Origin of the sequence: Acidovorax sacchari (assembly GCF_042847045.1) — a bacterium.
Classification (GTDB): domain Bacteria; phylum Pseudomonadota; class Gammaproteobacteria; order Burkholderiales; family Burkholderiaceae_C; genus Paracidovorax; species Paracidovorax sacchari.
The window spans coordinates 4895572-4917403 of sequence record NZ_AP035783.1 but is presented as its reverse complement, the minus strand read 5'-3'; the positions used below and the strand labels follow the sequence as shown (position 1 = coordinate 4917403).

21 protein-coding genes are annotated in these 21832 nt (G+C 69.6%); 7 read left to right on the top strand and 14 right to left on the bottom strand.

Annotated features, from left to right (window positions below):
• Nucleotides 1–13: 13 nt before the first annotated feature.
• From ACGHC0_RS21765 to ACGHC0_RS21720, 10 genes are all read right to left on the bottom strand, one after another.
• Nucleotides 14–772 carry a metallophosphoesterase family protein gene (locus ACGHC0_RS21765; RefSeq protein WP_368352915.1) on the bottom strand — a complete coding sequence of 253 codons (759 nt, stop codon included), beginning with the start codon at nt 770–772 and terminating at the stop codon, nt 14–16.
• Between the two features lie 289 nt (nt 773–1061).
• Complete coding sequence (locus ACGHC0_RS21760; protein WP_415266736.1) at nt 1062–1472, bottom strand: hypothetical protein; 411 nt, start codon at nt 1470–1472, stop codon at nt 1062–1064.
• A 345-nt stretch (nt 1473–1817) separates the two neighbouring features.
• Nucleotides 1818–2234: an organic hydroperoxide resistance protein gene (locus ACGHC0_RS21755; protein WP_368352913.1), complete on the bottom strand. Its 417-nt coding sequence runs from the start codon at nt 2232–2234 to the stop codon at nt 1818–1820.
• Between the two features lie 57 nt (nt 2235–2291).
• Nucleotides 2292–2762 (bottom strand): MarR family winged helix-turn-helix transcriptional regulator, encoded by a 471-nt coding sequence (locus ACGHC0_RS21750; protein ID WP_415266735.1) that lies wholly within the window; start codon nt 2760–2762, stop codon nt 2292–2294.
• A gap of 93 nt (nt 2763–2855) precedes the next feature.
• Nucleotides 2856–3671, bottom strand: coding sequence for an aldolase/citrate lyase family protein (locus ACGHC0_RS21745; RefSeq protein WP_415266734.1), 816 nt, complete (start codon nt 3669–3671; stop codon nt 2856–2858).
• A 36-nt stretch (nt 3672–3707) separates the two neighbouring features.
• Entirely contained in the window at nt 3708–4538 is an 831-nt protein-coding gene (gene hpaH, locus ACGHC0_RS21740) for a 2-oxo-hept-4-ene-1,7-dioate hydratase (protein WP_415266733.1), read from the bottom strand.
• Nucleotides 4535–5404, bottom strand: coding sequence for a fumarylacetoacetate hydrolase family protein (locus ACGHC0_RS21735; protein WP_368352909.1), 870 nt, complete (start codon nt 5402–5404; stop codon nt 4535–4537). The genes hpaH and ACGHC0_RS21735 overlap by 4 nt, the downstream gene beginning before the upstream one ends.
• Nucleotides 5401–6291 (bottom strand): amidohydrolase family protein, encoded by an 891-nt coding sequence (locus tag ACGHC0_RS21730; protein WP_415266732.1) that lies wholly within the window; start codon nt 6289–6291, stop codon nt 5401–5403. The genes ACGHC0_RS21735 and ACGHC0_RS21730 overlap by 4 nt, the downstream gene beginning before the upstream one ends.
• Before the next feature lie 41 nt (nt 6292–6332).
• Nucleotides 6333–6758 (bottom strand): RidA family protein, encoded by a 426-nt coding sequence (locus tag ACGHC0_RS21725; protein ID WP_368355684.1) that lies wholly within the window; start codon nt 6756–6758, stop codon nt 6333–6335.
• Complete coding sequence (locus ACGHC0_RS21720; protein ID WP_415266731.1) at nt 6755–7741, bottom strand: Bug family tripartite tricarboxylate transporter substrate binding protein; 987 nt, start codon at nt 7739–7741, stop codon at nt 6755–6757. The genes ACGHC0_RS21725 and ACGHC0_RS21720 overlap by 4 nt, the downstream gene beginning before the upstream one ends.
• Nucleotides 7742–7994: 253 nt before the next feature.
• On the opposite strand from ACGHC0_RS21720, the gene ACGHC0_RS21715 reads away from it, so the two are divergent.
• Both ACGHC0_RS21715 and ACGHC0_RS21710 read left to right on the top strand, forming a co-directional pair.
• On the top strand, nt 7995–8627 hold the full coding sequence (locus ACGHC0_RS21715; protein ID WP_368352906.1) for a flavin reductase family protein: 633 nt from the start codon (nt 7995–7997) through the stop codon (nt 8625–8627).
• 16 nt (nt 8628–8643) lie between these two features.
• The gene (locus ACGHC0_RS21710; RefSeq protein ID WP_368352905.1) at nt 8644–9453 is read left to right on the top strand and encodes an IclR family transcriptional regulator; all 810 of its coding nucleotides are present in this window, start codon (nt 8644–8646) and stop codon (nt 9451–9453) included.
• Here ACGHC0_RS21710 and ACGHC0_RS21705 read toward each other — a convergent pair.
• From ACGHC0_RS21705 to ACGHC0_RS21695, 3 genes are all read right to left on the bottom strand, one after another.
• Complete coding sequence (locus ACGHC0_RS21705) at nt 9447–10295, bottom strand: 3-hydroxybutyryl-CoA dehydrogenase (protein ID WP_415266730.1); 849 nt, start codon at nt 10293–10295, stop codon at nt 9447–9449. The genes ACGHC0_RS21710 and ACGHC0_RS21705 overlap by 7 nt on opposite strands.
• A 60-nt stretch (nt 10296–10355) precedes the next feature.
• The gene (locus ACGHC0_RS21700; RefSeq protein ID WP_415266729.1) at nt 10356–11171 is read right to left on the bottom strand and encodes an ABC transporter permease; all 816 of its coding nucleotides are present in this window, start codon (nt 11169–11171) and stop codon (nt 10356–10358) included.
• 61 nt (nt 11172–11232) lie between these two features.
• A complete protein-coding gene (locus ACGHC0_RS21695; RefSeq protein WP_415266728.1) occupies nt 11233–12180 on the bottom strand; it encodes an ATP-binding cassette domain-containing protein in 948 nt (315 codons plus the stop codon).
• A 72-nt stretch (nt 12181–12252) separates the two neighbouring features.
• On the opposite strand from ACGHC0_RS21695, the gene purT reads away from it, so the two are divergent.
• From purT to ACGHC0_RS21670, 5 genes are all read left to right on the top strand, one after another.
• On the top strand, nt 12253–13497 hold the full coding sequence (gene purT, locus ACGHC0_RS21690) for a formate-dependent phosphoribosylglycinamide formyltransferase (protein WP_368352901.1): 1245 nt from the start codon (nt 12253–12255) through the stop codon (nt 13495–13497).
• Nucleotides 13494–14702 (top strand): hypothetical protein, encoded by a 1209-nt coding sequence (locus ACGHC0_RS21685; protein ID WP_415266727.1) that lies wholly within the window; start codon nt 13494–13496, stop codon nt 14700–14702. Before purT ends, ACGHC0_RS21685 begins: the two co-directional genes overlap by 4 nt.
• Before the next feature lie 183 nt (nt 14703–14885).
• The gene (locus tag ACGHC0_RS21680; RefSeq protein WP_415266726.1) at nt 14886–16970 is read left to right on the top strand and encodes a retroviral-like aspartic protease family protein; all 2085 of its coding nucleotides are present in this window, start codon (nt 14886–14888) and stop codon (nt 16968–16970) included.
• Between the two features lie 93 nt (nt 16971–17063).
• A complete protein-coding gene (locus ACGHC0_RS21675) occupies nt 17064–18782 on the top strand; it encodes an Hsp70 family protein (RefSeq protein WP_415266725.1) in 1719 nt (572 codons plus the stop codon).
• Nucleotides 18779–20617, top strand: coding sequence for a TonB family protein (locus ACGHC0_RS21670; RefSeq protein WP_415266724.1), 1839 nt, complete (start codon nt 18779–18781; stop codon nt 20615–20617). Before ACGHC0_RS21675 ends, ACGHC0_RS21670 begins: the two co-directional genes overlap by 4 nt.
• Here ACGHC0_RS21670 and ACGHC0_RS21665 read toward each other — a convergent pair.
• On the bottom strand, nt 20595–21422 hold the full coding sequence (locus ACGHC0_RS21665; RefSeq protein WP_415266723.1) for an HpaF protein: 828 nt from the start codon (nt 21420–21422) through the stop codon (nt 20595–20597). The two genes, ACGHC0_RS21670 and ACGHC0_RS21665, sit on opposite strands and share 23 nt — an antisense overlap.
• Nucleotides 21423–21832 lie beyond the last annotated feature (410 nt).

Genomic DNA, 21832 nt, shown 5'->3' with positions numbered 1-21832 from the left:
GGGGCCGGCCGGGTCAGCGGCCTTCTTCGAGCCGGTCCGCGAAGAAGGCGGGCAGCCCCGCGGCGCGCACGGCCGCCGCCGCGGCCGCGTGGTCGTAGGGCACGCGGTGGAAGGTGATCGTGGCGGCGCCATCGTCGAACAGCGCGTACATGGCGCGCACGTCGCGGTCGCGCGGCTGGCCCACCGAGCCGGCCACCGCCAGCCACTGGCGGTGCGGCGGCACGGGCACGGCCACGCCGGGCTGCGGCGCGAAGCGCATGAGCTTGGCCGTGGGCGTGAGGAAGTAGAGCGCCTGTTCGTGCACGTGGCCGCAGAACACGTAGCGGATCGCCGGGTCGATGGCGCTCGCGGCCGCCATGCTGCGCTCCGCCGCGCCCGCGTCGTGCACGTAGTGCCAGTGCGCGGGATCGTCCACGCTGGCATGCACCAGCAGGGCCGATGCGCCCAGCCGGCGCGTGAGCGGCAGGCCCGCGAGGAACTCGCAATGCCGGGGCGCCAGTTGCGCATGCGTCCACTGCGCGCTCTGCTCGCCCAGCAGGGGCGAATCCACGGGCGGGTCCAGCGCGGCCGCGTCGTGGTTGCCCAGCACGCAGGGCGCGCCTTGCGCGGCCAGTTCCATCACGGTGTCGACCACGGCCACCGGATCGCCGCCATAGCCCACCAGGTCGCCGAGCAGGGCGAACTGTTCCGCGCCCTGGGCGCGCGCATGCGCGAGGCAGGCCTCGAGCGCCTGTCGGTTGGCGTGGATGTCGGACAGCAGGGCGATCTTCATGGCGGGCGCAGGCGCAGGAGGCCGTCGCGGATCGGGCAGGGCGTGGAATGCTGGAGAGGCGGGAGCGCCGGCCGACATGATGGCGCGGAAACGCCCGCTTCTGCGGGCAGATGCAGCAAAAAAGAAGGCTTTCGGAGCACCGCACGCGCGGTGCGGGGCGGATATGAATGCAGGAATGGCAGAAACGCTATTTCTGCTGTGAAAAACTGGCCGCAATGGCGGGCCGCGGTCCGGCCTGCGATCCGGGACGGCCCGATGGCCGCCTGGCGGAGCGGCCCGGGCGTGCTGCCTATCGTCCGTGGAAGCCGCCCATCTCATAGCTGGTGGGCAATTGCGTGGACTCTTCGAAATCCTGCCCGCGGAACGCCACGGCGTAGTCCGCCCGGCCCTGGAGTTCATGGAGCGTCGGATGGTCCCTGCGGTATTGGTCGATGTCCTGCCGGATGAGGTCCAGTTGCTGCCCGAATTGCTCCGGAGGCAAGAAAAATTGATTGCCCTCCTGTTGGAGGGCGATCGTTGCCAGCAACTGGTGCAGCCGGGAGCGCAGCGAAGGGACCTCGTCGAGCGTGCCCGACGCGTCCCGCAGCAGTGCATGGGCGCCCTGCCTGGCGCTTTCGATGGTGGCGCGATCTGCCTGCCAGTTCCCCTGGCCCGCGGCGCGACCCCGGATGTGGAGGCTCTCGTCAGGATAGGCGGTCATCGTGCGCGTGCCGCCGGTCTGGCGTGCTGGCGTGTGATCGCTGTCGCGGGCCCGGCTGGCGCGGGGCGGGGAACTGGTGCGTGATGTGCCTTGGACACAACCCATGGCGATTCCTCATGAAAACAAAGATGGAGGAATCGTCCGGCGGCCAGGGGTTTGTGCTGATCGCTGCCGCGAAGGGCGCGGTCAGCTGGCGAAGTAACGTAATTGATGTCCGGGTTCGAATCGTCTTCCGCTGAGGCCGGAAGGGTTGCCCGGTACGCCGCCGGGAGAGCAGAAAAAGGGCCGCCCGCCCCTGGCTGCATCGGGCCTGGGAGGCGGGCGGGCGGCCGGCGATCGTGGAGATCAGGCCAGCGTGATCGTCACGTCGATGTTGCCGCGCGTGGCGTTGGAGTAGGGGCAGACCTGGTGGGCAGCGTCCACCAGCTGCTGGGCCTTGTCCTTGTCCAGGCCGGGCAGGGAGACCTTCAGGCGGGCGGCGATGCCGTAGGCGTTGGGGATCTGGCCCAGGTCCACTTCGGCGTCGATGGCCACGTCCTGCGGCACGGCGATGCCCAGCTTGCCGCCGACGGCCTTCATGGCGCCGATGAAGCAGGCGGAGTAGCCGGCGGCGAAGAGCTGCTCGGGGTTGGTGCCCGTGCCGCTGGTGCCGGGGGAGGACAGCTTCACGTCCAGGCGGCCGTCGTCGGTACGCGAGGCGCCATCGCGGCCGCCGGTGGTGTGGGCGCGGGCGGTGTAGAGGACTTTGTCGAGCGTGGTCATGTGGACTCCTTGGGTTGGGGATGGGGAAAAAAGGATGGGCGCGAACGGAAAAGACCGTCAGCCCGGGCTGCGGGAGAGCCGTTCGCGCAGCTGCGTGAGCTGCGCGGTCAGCGCCTCCAGTTCGGGAATGGTGCATTGGCTGCGCTCCAGCACGCAGTGCGGGATCGACTCGGACCGGCCACGCAGGGCCCGGCCGCCGGGCGTGAGGGTGATGCGCACGCGCCGCTCGTCCTGGGGGTCGCGCTCGCGGGCGACGAGCCCGGAGGCTTCCATGCGCTTGAGCAGCGGGGTCAGCGTGCCCGAATCCAGGCACAGGCGCTCGCCCAGTTCGGAGACCGTGATGCCGTCCTGCTCCCAGAGGGCGAGCATGGCGATGTACTGCGGATAGGTGAGTCCCACGGCATCGAGCAGCGGCTTGTAGAGCTTGGTCATCGCCAGCGACGCCGAATACAGGGCGAAGCAGACCTGGCTGTCCAGCCGCTGGAGGGCGGGGAGCGGGGCCGTGGCTGGGATGGGGCGGGAAAACATGGGCTGGATTATTGCGGCCAATTAAATTGTGTGCAATTGAATTGGCAATGACCACGACGGGCCTGGGGCCGGCAGCCCGGCCGCGGACAGGGTTCAGTAAGTGTGCGAAGCAGGGGGCTGGCGGTGGGCAGCGTCAGCGCTGCCCCGGAACCTCGCGGCTGCGGCGTCGGCGCCCTGGCGCAGCAGCAGCATGTCGATGGCCACGGCCACGAAGAGCGCTCCGAGGTCCAGGCACTCGCGCGCCCGGGCCTCGTCGGCCATGAGGATGCCGGGGGCCTTGCCGCAGGCGCGGATGCGGCGGATCGCGCCGTCGATGGCCGTGCGCACTTCGGGATGCTGCGGCCGGCCCGCGTGCCCCATGCTGGCCGAGAGGTCCGCGGGGCCGATGAAGATGCCGTCCACGCCGTCCACCGCGGCGATGTCCTCGATGCGCTCCAGCGCCTCGGCCGTCTCCACCTGCACGAGCAGGCACAGTTCGTCCTCGGCCTGCGCGAGGTAGTGCGTGTCGCGCCCGAAGCGCGTGGCGCGCACCGAGCCGCCCATGCCGCGGATGCCGCGCGGGGCGTAGCGCGTGGCGGCCACCGCGGCGCGCGCTTCGTCCGCGTCCTGCACGAAGGGCAGCAGCAGGCTCTGCGCGCCGATGTCGAGGTAGCGCTTGATGAGCACCGGGTCGTTCCACGCGGGCCGCACCACGGCGGCCGTGCGCCCTTCGCGCTCGGCGTCCACGGCCTGCAGCTGCTGCAGCATGTGCGGCACGTCGCTGGGCGAATGCTCGGTGTCCAGCAGCATCCAGTCGAAACCCGCGCCCGCGAGCAGTTCGCTGGCGTAGGGCGAGGCCAGGGTGGACCAGAGGCCGATCTGCGGCTGGCCGGCGGCGAGCGCGCGCTTGAAGCGGTTGGGCTGGGGCATGGGGGAAGGGTCTTGCGGAAAGGGGCAGGGAATCGCTCAGCCGAAATGGCACGCGACGGTGCCGAATTCGCCGTAGTCCGCCACGATGGTATCGCCGCGCGCCACGTCGATCGGCCGGATGAACGACCCCGCGAGCACCACCTCGCCGGCCTGCAGCGCGATGCCGTGGCGGTGCAGCCGGTTGGCGAGCCAGGCCACGCCGTTGGCCGGGTGGTTCAGCACGCCGGCCGCGAGCCCGGTCTCCTCCACGTCGCCGTTGCGCGTGACGATGGCGCCGATGCGCCGCAGGTCGGCGTCGAGCAGGGCGGGCCTGAAAGGCCGGCCGCCGAGCACCAGCGCGGCGTTGGCCGCGTTGTCGGAGATGGTGTCGATGACCGTGCGCGTGCGGCCCGTCTCCGGGTCCACGCGCTGGATGCGCGCGTCCAGTATCTCCAGCGCCGGCGTCACGTAGGCGGTGGCGTCGAGCACGTCGTAGAGCGTGCAGTGCGGGCCTGCCAGGGGCCGCGCGAGCACGAACGCGAGTTCGGCCTCGATGCGCAATTGCAGGAAGCGGTCGGCCGGCAGGCTCGCGCCGTCACGGAACAGCATGTCGTCCAGCAGCGTGCCGAAGTCCGGTTCCGCGATGTTCACCGCGCGCTGCATCGCCTTGGAAGTGAGGCCGATCTTGTGGCCGATCACGCGCCGGCCACGGGCCTGCTTGCGCTGCATCCAGGCGTCCTGGATCGCATAGGCATCGTCGATGCCCATGCCCGGATACTGCTGCGAGAACTGGGCGCAGGGCACGCGTGTGCGTTCGGCCTCGTCGAGTTGCCGCGCCGCTTCGGCGAGCTGCTCTGCAGACAGGGTGAGTACAGGAGCGTCGCTCATGCCTCGGCCTCCACCGCATTGCGCAGCACGCCCACGCCGTCCACTTCCACCTCGACCACGTCGCCGGGTTGCAGGAAGCGCGGCGGATCGAAGCGGATGCCCGCGCCCGTCGGCGTACCGGTCACGATCACGTCGCCGGGCTCCAGCGTGGTGAAAGTGGAGAGGTAGTGGATGAGCTGCGCGAAATCGAACATCAGGTGCTCGGTCGTGTCGTCCTGTCGCGTTTCCCCGTTCACGCGCGTGCGCACGCGCAGCCGGCCGTAGCCCTGCGGGAGTTCGTCGGCCGTGGCGATCCAGGGGCCCATTGCGCCGGAGGCATGGAAGTTCTTGCCCTGCGTGACGTTGAACTTGGCGTGGTGCACCCAGTCGCGCACCGTGCCCTCGTTCACGCAGGTGAGCCCGGCGATGTGGCCGAGCGCGTCCTCGCGCGCGATGCGGCGCCCGCCGCGGCCGATCACCAGGCCGATCTCGCCCTCGTAGTCCAGCTGTCGCGATTCGCGCGGCTGCAGCAGCGGCTGGCCGTGGCCGACGAACGAATCCGGCACGCGCAGGAAGATGCTCGGGTAGCGCGGCAGTTCGCTGCCGTCCCGGTATTCGGCATTGCGGTGCGCGTAGTTCACGCCGATGCAGAAGATCTTGCGCGGCGCGGGAATCGGCGGCAGCAGGGTGACGCCGGCCAGTGCATGGTCGGGCACCGCCGTGGCCGCGAGCGCGTCGCGCGCCTGCGCCAGCGCCGCCTCGCCACCTTCCAGCAGCGCGAGCACGCTGCCGAACGCGGGCAGCCGCCGGCCCAGATCGACGATGCCGTCCGCGGTGGCGGCGCCCCAGCGCACCTCGCCGCCGGTGAGAAAGGAGAGCAGTTTCATGGTGTGTCGAATCCGAAAAGCCGTGCCGGGTTGGTGACGAGGATGCGCTCGCGCGTGGCGGCGTCGGGCGAGAAGCGGTAGAGCAGTTCCAGCAGTTCGCCTTCGTTGGGCGGCTGCCTGACCGAGACGGGATGCGGCCAGTCGCTGCCCCAGATGCAGCGCTCCGGCGCCGCCGCGATCAGCCGCTGCGCGAGCGGCACCACGTCGTTCCAGGGCGGGCCTTCGTGCGAGAGCTTTTCGGAGAGCGACAGCATCACCCAGTAATTGCCGCGCGCGAGCAGATCCCGCATGCAGGCGAGGTTCGGGTCCGCCTCGCCGAGCGCCGGGTCCGCGCGTCCCATGTGGTCCATGACCACGGGCACGTCCCGCAGTGCATCGAAGGCGCGCATCTGCCCGGCGATGCCGGAGGGCTCGGGCTGCACCTTCACATACCAGCCCAGTTCGCGCACGCGCGCCAGGGCCCGGTCCATCTGGTCGGCCGTGAACTGGATGCCTAGGCCGCCGCGCGTGAAGCGCGCACCGCGCACGCCCGCGTCGTGGAGCACCTGCAGGTAGGCGTCGTCGCGCTCCAGCAGCACGGCGGCGTTGGCGCAACCCATGTAGCGGCGCGGGCCGCCCGCATTGAGCGCGGCGAGCGCGTCCAGCACCACCGCATGGTCGGCGCCGTAGGTGGTGGCCTGCACGATCACGCCGCGCGCGATGCCGAGCGTGGCATGCAGGCGCTGCGCGACCTCCCAGGTGGCCGTGGGCATCTCGTAGGCCGCGCCGGCGCGCACGGGGTAGCGGTCGCGCGGGCCGAAAACGTGGAACTGGCTGTCGCAGGCCAGCGGCGGCGGCAGCGGCACGGGCGCGCGGGGATGGGGCTCGAAGGGAAGGTAGTCGGGCATCGGGACGCTTTCACTGCGGTGGAAGATGGAGAGAGCCGCTCTCAGGCGATATAGGCGGTGAAGCTGCACTCGATGAGCTTGCCCATGTCGAGCTCGGGTGCGTGGATCGCGTGGCGCGCGGGCCGCGAGGCCGGGTCGGGGAACATCTCGAGCCAGGGCCCGTTGAGCGCGGGCCGCTGGCTGCGGTCCTTCATCCAGACCGTGACCTTCACGACATCGGCCGTGCTGCCGCCCGCGGCCTCAACGATGCGGCGCAGGTTGTCCAGCATGAAGCGGCATTGCGCCTCGATCGTGGGCGCGACCACGCCGGTGGCCGGATCGGTGCCGAGCACGCTGCCGCTCTCCACGAGCGGGCCGACGCGGCAGGCCGCGGGGATGGGGTTCTTGTGGCTGAAACCTTCCACGTAGATGCTCGTGCGCGCCACGGGCGCCGGGCCCTCGTGCGCTGCCGTCTGCGCGGGCGTCATTCCGCCGTGATGCCGGCCTGCCGGATGATCGGTGTCCATCTCTGGTCTTCCTGGGTGAGGTACTGGGTGAATTGCTGGGGCGTGCTGCCGCGGGCCTCGGAGCCGAGCACACGGAATTTCTCCTGCACGGCGGGCTCGGCGAGCACGGTGCGCAGGGCTTCGGAGAGACGGTCCACCACGGCCTGGGGCGTGCCGCGCGGCGCGAGCACGCCGGTGAAGGTTTCGGCGCTGAAATCGGCGAAGCCCGATTCGCGCAGCGTGGGCACGTCGGGCAACTGCGGCAGCCGCTCGCGCGAGGTGACGGCCAGCGCCCGCGTGCGGCCCGCCTGGATGAAGGGCTGCGCCACCGAGATCTGGTCGAAGTTGAATTGCACCTGCCCGCCGAGCAGGTCGGTGGTGGCCGGCGCGTTGCCCTTGTAGTGCACCGTGAGCCACTTCGCGCCGCTTTCGCGCTGCAGGTATTCGCTCACGAGGTGGTTGGTGGTGCCTGCGCCCGGCGAGGCCATGGTGATGTTCTGCCCGCCCGGGCGCGCCGCGGCCAGCAGATCGCGCAGCGTGCGGTAGGGCGTGGACGGATGCACCTGCAGCACCAGCGGCGTGAAGGAGACCGAGCTCACCGGCACGAAGTCCTTTTTCCAGTCGTAGGCGTTGCGGCGGAAGATGAGCGGCGAGAACAGGATCGGACCGTTCGCGCCCATGAAGAAGGTGTAGCCATCGGGCGCGGCCTTGGCGACGGCCTCGCCCGCGATGAGCCCGCCCGCGCCGGGCCGGTTGTCCACGATGAACGGCTGTCCGAGCCGCGCCTGCAACTGCTCGCTGACGATGCGCGCCGCGCCGTCCACATTGCCGCCGGGCGGGTAGGGCAGCACGAGTTTCACGGGTTTGTCGGGCCAGCTGCCGGGCTGCGCCGCCGCGGGGCCCGCCAGCAGCGCGGCGGTGGCGCCAAGGGCGGCCGCGCCGCGCAGGATGAGGCGTCTGTGCATGGGGTTTGTCTCCTGTCTCGTAGTAGGCGGCCGGTGCCCGTCGGGGTCTTCGCGGCCGTTGGGCCCATCGTAGGAAGCGGTCCCTGCCGCAGCAATGCACCCGCGTCGCAAGAGTCCGCGATGTGGAACAAATCGGCGATTCGGCGGCCCGGGCGGCGGCTACCCTTTCCACAATGCCGGCAGCCCCCGGTGGCCGCCGCCAGTGCGGCGCCCGGCGGGTTCCCACCATCCGACTGCCACCCGCCGCACTGCCATGACCGACACCCTCGACGCCGCCGACCTCGGCCCCGAAGCCACCTATCGCCTCCTGAGCGGCATCGTCGTGCCGCGTCCCATCGCGTGGATCAGCACGCTGTCCGAGACCGGCGTGGTGAATCTCGCGCCGTTCTCCTGCTTCACCTTCGTCTCGAACAAGCCGCCCCTGCTGGGCGTGAACATCGGCCGCAAGGCCGGACGGCGGAAGGACACGGCCACGCACATCCTCGCGCGCCGCGAGTACGTGGTGAATATCGGCCACGGCGGGCAACTGCAGCAGATCCACGAGAGCAGCGCCGAGCATCCGCCCGAAGTCAGCGAGGCCGGGCTGCTGGGCCTGGCCACGGCGCCGGGCGAGGCCGTCGCCGTGCCCCGCATCGCCGATGCCGGCGTCGCGATGGAATGCCGCCTGTCCCAGGTGATCCCGTTCGGCGATACGGGCGCGGAGTTCTTCGTGGGCGAGGTGCTGCGCTTTCACGTGCGCGAGGGCCTGCTGCGGGACGGCAAGATCGACACGCTCGCGCTCGATCCCGTCTGCCGCATCGGCGGACCGAACTACGCCACGCTCGGCCGCGTGGTCACGCTGCGCACCATGCCGCAGACCGCCAAGACCGTGACCACGGCGCAGTGAGCGCGGGGCGGCTCACGTGTCCTCTTCTCCTGCCTCCACCGACGGCCCGCGCGACGGCGCGCAGAGCGTGCGCCGCGCCATCGCGGTGCTGCGCATCGTCGCGGGCGGGCAGGAGGGCGGCGTGCGCCTGATCGACGTCTCGATGGCCACGGGCCTCAACCGGCCCACGGCGCACCGCCTGCTGCGCGCGCTGGTGGAGGAGGGGGCGGTGGAGCAGGATGCGGCCACGCGGCGCTACCGCATCGGCCGGGAGGTCTCGCTCATGGGCCTCGCGCGGCCCGCAGGTTTTCCGCTGCGCGCGATCGCCGCGCCGCACCTGCGGCACCTGGGCGAGACGCTCGGCGAGACCGCCTTCCTCACCATCCGCCAGGGCGACGACTCGGTGTGCCTGGACCGCGCCATCGGCAGCTACCCGGTGAAGGTGCTGTCCATCGACGTGGGGGCGCGGCGCCTGCTGGGCGTGGGGGTGAGCGGCGTGGTGCTGCTGGCCGCGCTGGACACGGCCGAGGCCGCGGACATCCTGCAGCGCAACGCCGCCCGACTGCGGGGCCTGCGGCTCGATGCCGCGGGCGTGCTGGAGCGCTGCACCCAGGCACGCGCACTGGGCCATGCCTATGCACCCGTGGGCGTGGTGCGCGGCACGCGCGCGGTGGCCGTGCCGGTGCGCACTCCCGGCGGCCGCACGGTGGCGGCCATCGCCGTCACCGCGATCTCTTCGCGCCTGACGGAGGCACGCCTGCCGCAGGTGGTGCAGGCCGTGCAGGCGCAGGCCGACGCCATCGGCCGCGAGGCGCAGGCGCGCGGCCTCGGCGGCAGCCCTCAGTAGCTGTACACGCCCTGGCCCGTCTTGCGGCCCAGGCGTCCCGCGGCCACCATCTCCTTGAGCAGCGGGCAGGGGCGGTACTTGCTGTCGCCGAACTCTTCCAGATAGACGTTCATCACCGCCAGGCACACGTCCAGGCCGATCATGTCGGCCAGCGCCAGCGGGCCGATCGGCTGGTTGCAGCCCAGCTTCATGCCGGCGTCGATGTCTTCCGGCGTGGCCAGGCCCTCGGCCAGCACGAAGAAGGCCTCGTTGATCATCGGCACCAGGATGCGGTTCACGACGAAGCCCGGCGCGTTCTTCACGGTGATGGGGCTCTTGCCCAGGCGCTCGGCCAGCGCCTTCACGGCGTCGTGCGTGGCGTCGCTGGTCTGCAGGCCGCGGATGATCTCCACCAGTGCCATCATCGGCACGGGGTTGAAGAAATGCATGCCGATGAAGCGGTCGGGCCGCGAGGTGGCGGCGCCCAGTTGCGTGATGGAGATCGACGAGGTGTTCGACGCGATGATCACCCCGGGCGCCGCGATCGTGTCCACCTGCTTGAGGATCTTCACCTTGAGTTCGTGGTTCTCGGTGGCGGCCTCGATGATGAGCTGCGCGGCCTTCAGGTCGTCGTAGTTCGTCGAGGTCTTGATGCGCGCGAGCGCCGCATCCTTGTCGGCGGCGGTGATCTTTTCCTTCTTGATGAGGCGGTCCAGGCTGCCGGACACGGTGGCCAGGCCTTTCTGCACGGCCGCGTCGGAAATGTCCACCATCACCGCGTCGATGCCGGCGACCGCGCAGGCCTGCGCGATGCCGTTGCCCATGGTGCCCGCGCCGATGATGCCGACGGTGTTGATCGTCATTGGGAATCCTCCTGAAGAACGAGTGGAAAAGACAAAGGAAAGAAAGAAAAAGCGGAAAACCTACTTCGCGAAGCGCCGCCGCGTGAGCGCGAGCGCGATCCAGAACGAGGCCAGCGCGGTGAGGCCCACCACCAGCCCGTGGCGCAGCGGGTGCGCGGGCCACTGGTCCATGAAGAGCGGCCGCACCAATTCGACCACGTTGGTGAGCGGCAGCCAGTCCGACACGCGACGAACGAGGTCCGGCAGCTGCTCGCGCGGGAAGAACACGCCCGAGAGGAACATCATCGGCGTGAGCACCAGCGTGAAGTAGTAGGTGAAGAAGTCGTAGCCCTTGGCCAGCGCGTTGAAGATGAGCGCGATGCTGGAGAACATCACGCCCGCCAGCAGCAACACGGGCCAGGCGACCAGCAGCTTGGGGCTGTGGCTGATGCCGAGCGCCAGCATCACCCCCATGATCGCCGTCACGGTGAAAAAGGCCTTGAACGCGGCCCAGAGCATCTCGGCCAGCACCACGTCGTCCAGGCCCACGGGGGCGTTCATGATGCCGTCCCAGGTCTTCTGCACATGCATGCGCGAGAACGCGGAGTAGAGCGCCTCGAAGCTCGCCGCGTTCATCGCGCTCATGCAGATCGAGCCGCTGGCCAGGAACAGGATGTAGGGGACCGCGCGCCCGTCCACGTTCACCTGGCCCACGAGCGCGCCCATGCCGTAGCCGAAGGCCACCAGCCACATCAGCGGCTCGGCGATATTGCCCAGCAGGCTCGGCACCGCGAGCTTGCGCCACACGAGCAGGTTGCGCAGGAACACCGGCCACCAGCGCGCGGTGGGCGCGGGCGGGCGCCAGTGGCTGGGCACGGAAGGCGTGGGAGAGTCCATGGGGATCGATCCTGGAGGCGGAAGAAAGAGGAGCAGGGGCTGCGAGAAGGCGGCAGCCGCCTCACTCGCGGATCTGGCGGCCCGTGAGCTTGAGGAACAGGTCCTCCAGGTTGGCGGGGCGGTGCAGGCGGCGCAGCTGCGGATGCGCGTCGAGCGCGGCCAGCAGCGGGCGTGCATCCTGCGTGTAGAAGAAGACCGTCTCGCCGCTCACCTCCACGCGCGCCGCGAGCGCGCGCAGCGCGGTATCCCCGGCCAGCGCCAGTGCGCCCTGGCCGTACACCTCGACCACGTCGCTCTCCAGGTGCCCGGCGATGAGTTCGCGCGGCCGGCCCTCGGCGATCTTGCGGCCGTGGTCCAGCACCAGCAGGCGCGTGCACAGGCGTTCGGCCTCGTCCATGAAATGCGTGGTGAGCAGGATCGACTTGCCCTGCTGCTGCAGCAGTTGCAGCAGGCGCTCCCACATCAGGTGGCGGGCCTGCGGGTCCAGGCCCGTGGTGGGCTCGTCGAGCAGCAGCAGCGCGGGGTCGTTCACCAGTGCCCGCGCGAGCGAAAGGCGCCGCTTCATGCCGCCCGAGAGTTCGCCCGGCTTCGCACCGGCCTTGTGGGACAGCGCGGCGAACTCCAGCAGCCGCGGCACGCGCTCGTCCATCACCCGGCCGCGCAGGCCGAAGTACCGCCCGAACACGTGCAGGTTCTCGGCGCAGGTGAAATCCGGGTCCAGCGTGTCGAACTGCGTCACCACGCCCAGCTGCGCCTTGATGGCGCGCGCATCCTGCGGCATGAACAGCGGCGCGTCGCCGCCGGGCGGGTGGAAGCGGACGCTGCCTTCGTCGGGCGCCGTGAGGCCCAGGCACATGCGCAGCGTGGTGGTCTTGCCTGCGCCGTTGGGCCCGATCACGCCCAGGCATTCGCCCGGCGCGATGGACAGCGACAGGTCGTCCACCACGGCCGTGCCGCCGTAGCGCTTGCGCAGGTGGGCGATCTCGAAAAGCGGGGAGGGAGTGGCCATGGCGTCTATTATTGGCCGCCCTTTTTACGCTCCAACCGTCCCCTTCCTTCCTTTCTTTTTTCGACGACGACCATGCCCATCACCCTTGGCACCCCCCTCTCGCCTTCCGCCACCAAAGTCATGCTGCTCGGCTCCGGCGAGCTGGGCAAGGAAGTGCTCATCGCCCTGCAGCGCCTGGGCGTGGAAACCATCGCCGTGGACCGCTACGACAACGCGCCCGGCCAGCAGGTGGCCCACCATGCGCGCACCATCACCATGAGCGATCCGGCGCAGCTGAAAGCCCTGATCGAAGCCGAGCGCCCGCACCTGGTCGTGCCCGAGATCGAGGCCATCGCCACGCCCATGCTCGAGGAGCTGGAGGCCGCCGGCACCGTGCGCGTCATCCCCACGGCCCGCGCCGCGCGCCTGACCATGGACCGCGAAGGCATCCGCCGCCTGGCCGCCGAGACGCTGGGCCTGCCCACCAGCCCCTACCGCTTCTGCGATTCGGCCGAGGAACTGCAGGCTGCCATCGACGGCACTGACGGGCATCCCGCCATCGGCTTTCCCTGCGTGGTCAAGCCCGTGATGAGCAGTTCCGGCAAGGGCCAGAGCAAGCTCGACGGCCCGGCCGACGTGCAGAAGGCGTGGGACTACGCCATGGCGGGCGGCCGCGTGAGCCATGGCCGCGTGATCGTCGAGGGCTTCATCGACTTCGAATACGAGATCACCCTGCTCACCGTGCGTGCCCGCGCGGCCGACGGCAGCATCCAGACCTCTTTCTGCGAACCCATCGGCCACAAGCAGGTCAGCGGCGACTACGTGGAAAGCTGGCAGCCCCAGCCCATGCCGTCCCTGGCGCTGCAGCGTGCCAGGGACATCGCCAAGGCCGTGACGGACGACCTGGGCCGCGGCCTGGACGGCCAGCCCTCGGGCCTGGGCCTGTTCGGCGTGGAGCTGTTCGTGAAGGGCGACGAGGTCTGGTTCAGCGAGGTCAGCCCGCGCCCGCACGACACCGGCCTGGTCACCCTGGGCACGCAGCACCAGAGCGAATTCGAGCTGCATGCCCGCGCCATCCTGGGCCTGCCCGTCGATACGTCCCTGCGCAACCCCGGCGCCAGTGCCGTGATCTACGGCGGCGTCGATGCGCAGGGCATCGCCTTCGACGGCGTCGATGAAGCCCTGGCCGTGCCGGGCACCGACCTGCGCCTCTTCGGCAAGCCCGAGAGCTTCACCAAGCGCCGCATGGGCGTGGCCGTGGCCCGGGCGGACGACGTGGACACGGCGCGCGCCAATGCGCGGCTGGCGGCAGGCAAGGTGAGGCCGCGCGAGGCGTGAGCGTCGAATTTCTTCTTTTCGCCACGTGCTGGTTCTGCCTGAATGCCTGGATGACCGTACGCGTCCGGCGTGCAGCCGGGCTGGACCATAGAGGGCTGCATATCGCCATGGTCTGGATCACGCCTTTCCTGGGGGCGCTCTTCACCCATTGGCATCTCCGGTCCCATGGGCGCGCCCGGGATGCCATCCTGGCGGCAGGAGACGGCAGACTGGATCCACCGGTGGAGACGATCTGCATGCCGGGCCGGCCGCCTTTTGCCTTCGTGGACCATGTCGCCACGGCCGGTGGTTTTCCGGTGGTCGATTGGCCAGCAGTGGAGCATTGGCTGGACACCCTTGAAGCCGGGGCCGAGCGCGAAGATGCCCGGTTGCAGTGCCATCGGGCTTGGCTGATGCATCTCCGGTCGGTGCTGGGCTCGCATTTCCATCTACACGAGACGGACCATGCTTTCGTCCTGTCGTCCCTCGAGGGGAGCGTGGCCCGCGCCGCCGCACGGTACGTTTGGGCGACACGTACCCGCATCCGGCAGACCCTAGGTGCGCTGGCGCAGTTCCCGCCCGGCCATAAAAGCGTGCTGTTGGTGCTGGATGACGAGGAGTGGTACTACCACTACATCGGGCTTTTCTATCCGGACCATGGGGAATTCGCCTTCAGCAGCGGGATTTTCGTGGGGGAAGGCTGTCCGCATTTCGTCGTGCGGCGAGCCGACCTCTCCGCCATCGAGCCGGTGATCGCCCACGAACTTGTACACAGTGCGCTGGCCCGCCTGCGCCTGCCCCTGTGGATCGACGAAGGCATCGCCGTCAATGCTGAGTTTCGGCTGACGGCCGGCCCGTTTCCCCACGCCGAAATGAAGGAGTTGCGGGAACAGCATCTGCGCTTCTGGGGCGTTCCCGAAATCCAGCAATTCTGGGCGGGCCGATCGTTCTCGCGGACGGACGAAGGCAGCAAGCTGTCGTACGACTTGGCGAGAACCCTCGTGGAGCACTTCGGCAAGACTTGGGAGGAATTCGAGCGATTCGTGCAGCACGCAAGGCGTGAGGACGCTGGCGCCTCTTCCGCGCAAGAGCACCTGGGTGTCGACCTCGGGGCCTGCGTTTGCGCCCTGCTGGGCAAGCCGGCCTCCGATGCCTGGTCGCCTTCCACGCAGGGGGTGGCTACCCCGCACGGGAGCGGCATGGCCCATCTGCCCGACGGGAGTTAAGCGTTCCGGGCAGGGCTCCCGGTCGCGTGGGCCGCAGGCTTCAAGGCTTTATGTATCAAATTGCTCAATTTGAAACATAACTTTGTGGCATGCTCGGGCCTCCAAGCCCGACAGTGGCGCACGGCACGCACCAGCCGTTGTCCGTTTGCTCGGCACCAAAACCATAAAAACGTCCGGGAAACCATGGAGCACATCGTTCCTTTCATGCCGCTTTTCGCCGGTCTGCTGTTTCTGGCCGGCGTGGTGCAGTGGAAGCGCTGGGGTGACCGTCGGCGCCGCGAGCGCCGTGAGATAGTGTCCGGGTTCCGCGGGTGGTTGCGAGTCTTTCTGGGATTCCTGATCCTGGCGGCGGTCGCAAATGCCGGATCACTGCTCCGCAACCTGCTGGATTTCGAGACCCGCGAGCCCGCCCTTGCGCAGACATCGGGGTATGTCTCCTACAAGGCGTTCTGCTGGTTATTGCTGTTCGCTACCACCGTTTGGCAGTTCTGGGTAGCCTACCGGCTGCTTACCCGCCACGAACCGCAGAGTGTGGTCCATGTCAAACGCTGGCTGATCGGCGCGCCTGTGGTGTGCGCCATCGCCGACGTGGCGGCAGCCTGGCTGTTCATGGGAGCGAATTCCTCGGAGCAGGCGGTGGGCCAGTTGATGGGTGTCCTGTTCTACAACGTCGGGTGGTATTGGTATTTCTGTGTGTCCGAGCGCGTGCAGAACACCTATTGCGCGAGCCCAGTACGTTCGTCCGTGGAGGGGACGGCGCTCCATGAGCCGGTGCTGGCCTGGACCCCGGACCCACCGTTGGGTACGCAGATGGAACCTGCCGTCCTGTCCACGGAGGGGCAGGGCGGGACTGCCGGGGCGAGCGTCTGGTGGTATCTCGACGCTTCGGGACAACGGAAGGGACCGGTGACACTGGACGAACTGGCTGCGCTGTCCGGGACGGATGCCCTCGGCGCGGAGTCCCGTGCCTGGCGGGAGGGCTTGCTGGCCTGGAAGCCGGTACAGGAAATACTGAATCTTCCGGAAGGGCGGTTGCCAGCGGTGCAGGAGGGCGAACCCTCGTTCATCCGGCAGGCACTGCTCCGAGAACAGCCCGCCAGCGGCCTGTCGGTGGCAGTTGCGGTCACGTTGGCGGTCTTGCTGGTGCTGTGCAGCCTGGCCGTCTACGATGCCGGCCAGTTTTCCCTGTCGTATTCGCTGGGCAGGGGTGTCGGCGCGCTGCTGGTTCCAGGCGCTGCCGTCGTCCTGTATTCACTGTTCAGCGACACGGTGAATCAGCGCAAGAAGGTCCGTGTCTTCGCTGCCGGGTGCGCGTTGATGCTGCTCGTTTCCGGAACCAATGTCTTCATGTCGCACGGGTATTTCGACCGGCTGGCGCGCAAGGACAGCATGACAGCCGAGGAGTTCATGGCCCAGGCTGCCCAGTGCGCCCGACAGGGCGATCTGCGGTGCCAGGAGGCGAGCTGGCGGGAGGCCGTCCGGCTGCGTCCTGACGACGCGGTGGCGATGGCGCGGCTGGGCATCGTGCTCAACCGGCGCGGCAAGCACGAGGAGGCCATCGGCCATTTCAAGCGGTCGATCGAGCTGGGCACCGGGGCCTACGACCTGTTCGCGTACTACGCGGACAGCCATGAGAGGCTGGGGCACGGGCAGGAAGCCATCGAGTGGTCCTACAAAGCGTTGTCGGTGGCGCCGGATCTCGTGGACGTGAGGGCGCGGCTTGCCCAACTGCTGACCAGGGCGCACAAGCCCTACGAGGCCCTGTCGCTGCTGCAGTCCTATGACAGCCGCCGCAGCGTCCAGGGTGAAGCTCCATATTTCACGGCCCAGAGAATCGCGATCGAAACGGTGATCGGCGGACTCGGGCCGGACCAGTCCGGCGAGCGCTCGGCGCTACGCCTCCCGGTGTATGGCGGCCACTTCTTCGCACCCGTCACACTCGGGCAGGGCAAGCCGCTGGCATTCATGATCGATACCGGAGCCAGCATGACCACCGTCAGCGAAGAGTTGCTGAGGGCTTCGAAGGCTGTCTATCGGGTGACCGATCCCCAGGTCAGGATGCGGACCGCGGACGGACGGACGATGCTGGCCAGGGGCATCCTCATCGACTCGATGAAAGTCGGACCATTCGAACTCGCGGGCGTGCCGGCGCTGACGTGCCCGGACTGCGCATCGTTGCTGGGCCAGGCCAGCCTCACCCATTTCGACATGCAATCGTCACGGACGCAGGGCGTGGAATTCCTGCTGCTGGCGCAGCGGCGGAGCTAAAGTGCTTTCCCCCGCAACCCGCCCTGCCGGCACCGGCAGCGGTCCGCACACAGTTCAAACGAAGCCAGAACGCTAAAGGACATGGAGCAGAGGATGATCATCGGCATCGACCTGGGAACCACCAACAGCCTGGTGGCGGCGTGGAAGGACGGACGATCCGTCCTGATCCCGAATGCGCTCGGCGAGATGCTGACGCCGTCCTGCGTCAGCCTGGACGAGGACGGCACGGTGCTGGTGGGGCGTGCGGCCCGCGAGCGGCTGCAGACCCACCCGGACCGGACGGCCGCGAACTTCAAGCGCTACATGGGCAGCGACAAGACGATGGTGCTGGCCGGGCGCGCGTTCCGGCCCGAGGAGCTGTCGTCGCTGGTGCTGCGTGCGCTGAAGGCCGATGCCGAGGCGTTCCTCGGCGAGCCGGTGGAGGAGGCGGTGGTCACGGTGCCCGCCTATTTCTCCGATGCGCAGCGCAAGGCCACGCGGGCCGCGGGCGCCCTGGCCGGGCTGCGGGTCGATCGGCTGCTCAACGAACCGACGGCGGCGGCGCTGGCCTACGGGCTGCACCAGCAGGACAGCGAGACCCGGTTCCTCGTCTTCGACCTGGGCGGCGGCACCTTCGATGTTTCCATCCTGGAGATGTTCGACGGCGTGATGGAGGTGCGGGCATCCGCTGGGGACAACTTCCTCGGCGGCGAGGATTTCCTGCAGGCCCTGGTGAACCTGTTCTTCGAGCGCCTCAAGCTCTCCGACTCCCTGCGCCGGGACAGCCACTTCATGCAGCGGCTCCTCGCGGCCGCCGAGCGTGCGAAGCGGGCGCTCAGCGAGCAGACACGGGCCGTGCTCTCGGTGGAGCACAAGGGAAAGCCCCTGTCCCTGGAGGTGGACGAGGCCCTGTTCGAAAGCGCCTGCGCCACGCTGCTCAAGCGGCTGCGGCTGCCGGTGGAGCGGGCCTTGCGCGACGCGAACCTGCGCACCGTCATGCTGGACAACATCGTGCTGGCGGGCGGTGCCACGCGCATGCCGATGGTCCGGCGGCTCGCGACGACGATGTTCGGCCGCTTTCCCGCCATCGACTTCAACCCGGACGAGGTGGTCGCCATGGGGGCGGCCATCCAGGCCGGCCTCAAGGCGAAGGACGCGGCCCTCAGCGAAGTGGTGATGACCGATGTGTCGCCCTATTCCCTGGGGGTGGCCGTGAACAAGCGCATGCCCGACGGGAGCTCATCGCCAGGCCATTTCGATCCCGTCATCGAGCGCAACACGATCGTGCCGGTCAGCCGCATGAAGACCTACGCGCCGACCCGGGACGACCAGGTGTTCGTCGATCTGGAGATCTACCAGGGCGAATCGCGCCTGGTGCAGGACAACATCCACCTGGGCAACCTGCGGATCGAACTGCCGGGCACGAGCCGGGAGGAGTCCTCCCTGGAGGTGCGCTTCAGCTATGACGTCAACGGGCTGCTGCAGGTGGAGGCGAAGGTGCCCAGCACCCAGAAGACCTTCAGCGTCGTCATCGAAGGCAACCCGGGCCTGCTGACCGAAGCCGAGATCGCCGAACGCCTCGAGGCGATGGGCACGCTGAAGATCCATCCGCGCGATGCGCTGGAGAACCGCACCGCGATGGCGCATGCGGAGCGCATCTACCAGCAGTTGCGGGGCGGCGCGCGGGAATGGCTGGCCGAGCAGATCCTGCGGTTCGAAGGGGCCCTGGCCACCCAGGACGGCCGCGTCGTCGCCAAGGCGCGCAAGCTGCTGGAGGACCAGCTGGCCCACCTGGAGCGCACGGGGGCCGTCCTGGCGGACGACGAGCCGTGAGCGCGGGCAGCAGAACGCCGCCGCCGTTCCTCGCCCACCTCGGCCTCGACGAGGCGGCGGACGACCGGGCGATCCGGCGGGCCTATGCGCGGCTGCTCAAGCAGATCGACCAGGAGCAGGATCCCGAGGGTTTCCAGTCACTGCGCCAGGCGTACGAGGTGTCCCTGCAATGGTTCGCCCACCGGCAGCAGGAAGAGGCGCAGGCGGCGCCGGCCGAGGCGGATGCAGCCGGGGCTGGCGCCGCGGAAGGTGGGGCTTCCGCCAGCGCAGGAGACGGCTCGCCGGATGGCCGACCGCTGCGCACCGAACCGCTGCCCCCCGCCGAACCGCGAGCGCCCGCTGAACCACCACCGCACGCCGGGCCCCTGCCGGCCGGGCGGGAGCCGGGCGGCAACACCGGCGATGCGGCCGTGCTGCGGCAGGCCGCTGCGCGGGCTGCGGAAACCTCGGCCCGCGAGGTGTTCGAGGCGATGCGCGCGATGCTGCCGCAGCGGCGGCGCGGGGCCCACGAGAAGGTGCGGGCCTGGCTGCAGCAGGCGCTCGAAAGCGAGCACCTGATCGACATGGATGCCCGCTTCCTGTTCGAGGGCGGCGTGGTGTCCCTGCTGGCGAATGGCTGGCAGCCGGGCCACGAGTACCTGTTCGGGCCCGCGATGGAGTGTTTCGGCTGGCGCCGCGATCGTGGCCGGCTGGCCGCGTTCGGGCGCGCGGGTGCGGTGATCGCGTCCGCCATCGACGAGCTCGATTTCTACGATGCGCAGCCGAAGAATGTGCGGGTCGGCCAGCGGGACCTCATCCGCCGCCTGCGGGACGACAGGCGCCCGGGCACGGGGTTCCTGCTGCGGCACCTGCCCCGGGTGCTGCACCTGCGCAGCCTGTTTCCGCACTGGTTGCACGTGATCACCGCGCTGGGCAACGTGGAGCGGTGGCGCGAATGGGCGGATGCCGTGCCGCGGTGGCGGCGCTGGCTGACCTATGCGCCGGCCAGGGTACCCGCGCCTGCGCCCGCAGCCAAACCTTTTTCGGTGCCGGAATCGTCTTTCCGCATCGGCAACGGGTGGATCATCTTCGGCGTGGTGATCCTCACGGCCCTGCTGCGGACGTGCCTGCAGAACGATCCGCCGCGATCGGCGCCTTCACCGGCTGCGCCCGTCCACGGCAGCCTTCCGCCAGGGACCGGGGTGGGCGGCATCTACCCTGGCCTGTCGCCCCGCGAGCCGGCGGGGCCCGTGCCGCCGTCGCTCTCCGCGCGTGCCACCCCGGTCGCGCCCCTGCAGCCCGTCTATCCGCCCGAGGCCCGCCGCCGGGGGCACGAAGGGCGTGTCGTCGTCTCCGCCACCATCGGATCGATGGGGCAGGCGCGGGATGTCTCCATCGCCCAGAGTTCCGGCCACCGGGAACTGGACGAGTCGGCCCTGGCCGCCGTGCGCAATGCCACCTTCCACCCCGCCAAGGACAGCCAGGGGTACGCGGTGGACGCCAGCTACCGCATCCCGTTCAATTTCGTGCTGTCGGACAAGCCGGCCGCCGGTCCCGCGGAAAAGCCGGTCACCGGCCTCGCAGTCAAGCCGCGCGACTACGCCCAGCGGATCCGGGACGCCTTCCAGTCGCAGATCATCCTGCCGCAGGGCTTGACCGGCAATCCCGCCGCCGAAGTCCGGTTGCGGCTGAGCGCCCAGGGCGCCATCGAAAGCTACCGGCTGGTGCAGCCCAGCGGCAGCAAGGACTGGGACCAGGCCGTGCTGGCCGCGGTGGCGCGCGTCAAGCGGGTGCCCGCGGACGACAACGGGCAGTTCCCTCCGGAGATGGTGATCACGTTCCGGCCGACACCCTGAGAGGGTTGCGCGCCCCGCCCGCCGCAGGGGCGGGGCGGCCGAAACCCCAGTCCTCCAGCAGTGCGCGGGCGCGCTGTTCGGCCACGCCGTTCGCGTGCGCTTGCGCTGCCTTTGTCCGCGCGACGGCCTCGGCGTCCTCGATGCCGCCCTGCCGGGCCTGCTCGAAAGCATCGATTGCCAGGTCGGCGGCCTCTTCCTGGGCTACGGAACCTGCCGGGTCGTGCAGGACCACATAGGCCCGCAGTGGCGGCCATATCCGCTCGGGGCCTCCAGTGGGAGGCGTCTCGTGCAGCAAGGTGTGCCGGGACAGGCCCAGGCGGGGATCGCGCAAGGCGTCCAGCAGCAAGTGCAGTGCCTCGTCCTGGCCCAGGCTGCCCATGATCCGGTGTTCCAGCATGCGCGCATAGGCGGTGCAGGCATCGCCTGCGATGCGCTGGAAACCTTCGTCGCGCGGTGATCCGTCCAGGTGGAGATCGCCGGGGGCGTGCTCCACCAGGAAGTCGGTGAAGGATCGCCGGAAGGTGGTGGACCGCAGGGCCTCTGCCACCACGGCATCGACCAGCTCCAGGTCTGCCTGCGTCAATGGCTGTTCGAGTATCGTGGCCTGGTCCTGCAGGCCGCGGGCCCACCGCTGGAAGGCCTTGGCCGATTCCGGGTCCACGGCCTGCAGGTCGGCGGCCGATTTCCGCAGGCGTTCGCCATGGGGCGCGCCCTCCGGGGCTGGCGCTGCTGCGGGTTTGCGCTGCGACAGAGCCTGGGCGGGTGGCTGCAGGCCCGCGCCCACCCTCCCGCGTTCGGCGTGCATCAACTGCCACAGCGTAGGTCGGTGGCGTGGCTGTTCCGATGACCCCGGTGGTGCCTGCCGGGGGGGCAGGGCCCCGGATGCCGCCTCGGGTTCGCGAAGCAGTTGCCGGAGGGTGGTGCCGCGTGGCGCCGGGCCGGCAGGACCCCGGGCTCCCGACGCCGCCTCGGGCTCGGTGAGCAGTTGCCGAAGGGTGGTGCCGTCTGGCGTCGTGTCTCTGGCACTCGGGGCAGGGCCCGGGGTCGCGTCCGGAGCGGTGTGCTGCGCGGACGGGTTCGGGAAGGTTCGCTGGATACGGAGCATGGAGCGGGCCATGCCGCATGGAGCGGACATGGTCACCACCGACAGTAACCGCGCGCCCCGCCAGACCCCGCGCGCAGTGCGAAGCGGCACCGGGGCGTGCGAAGCCCGGC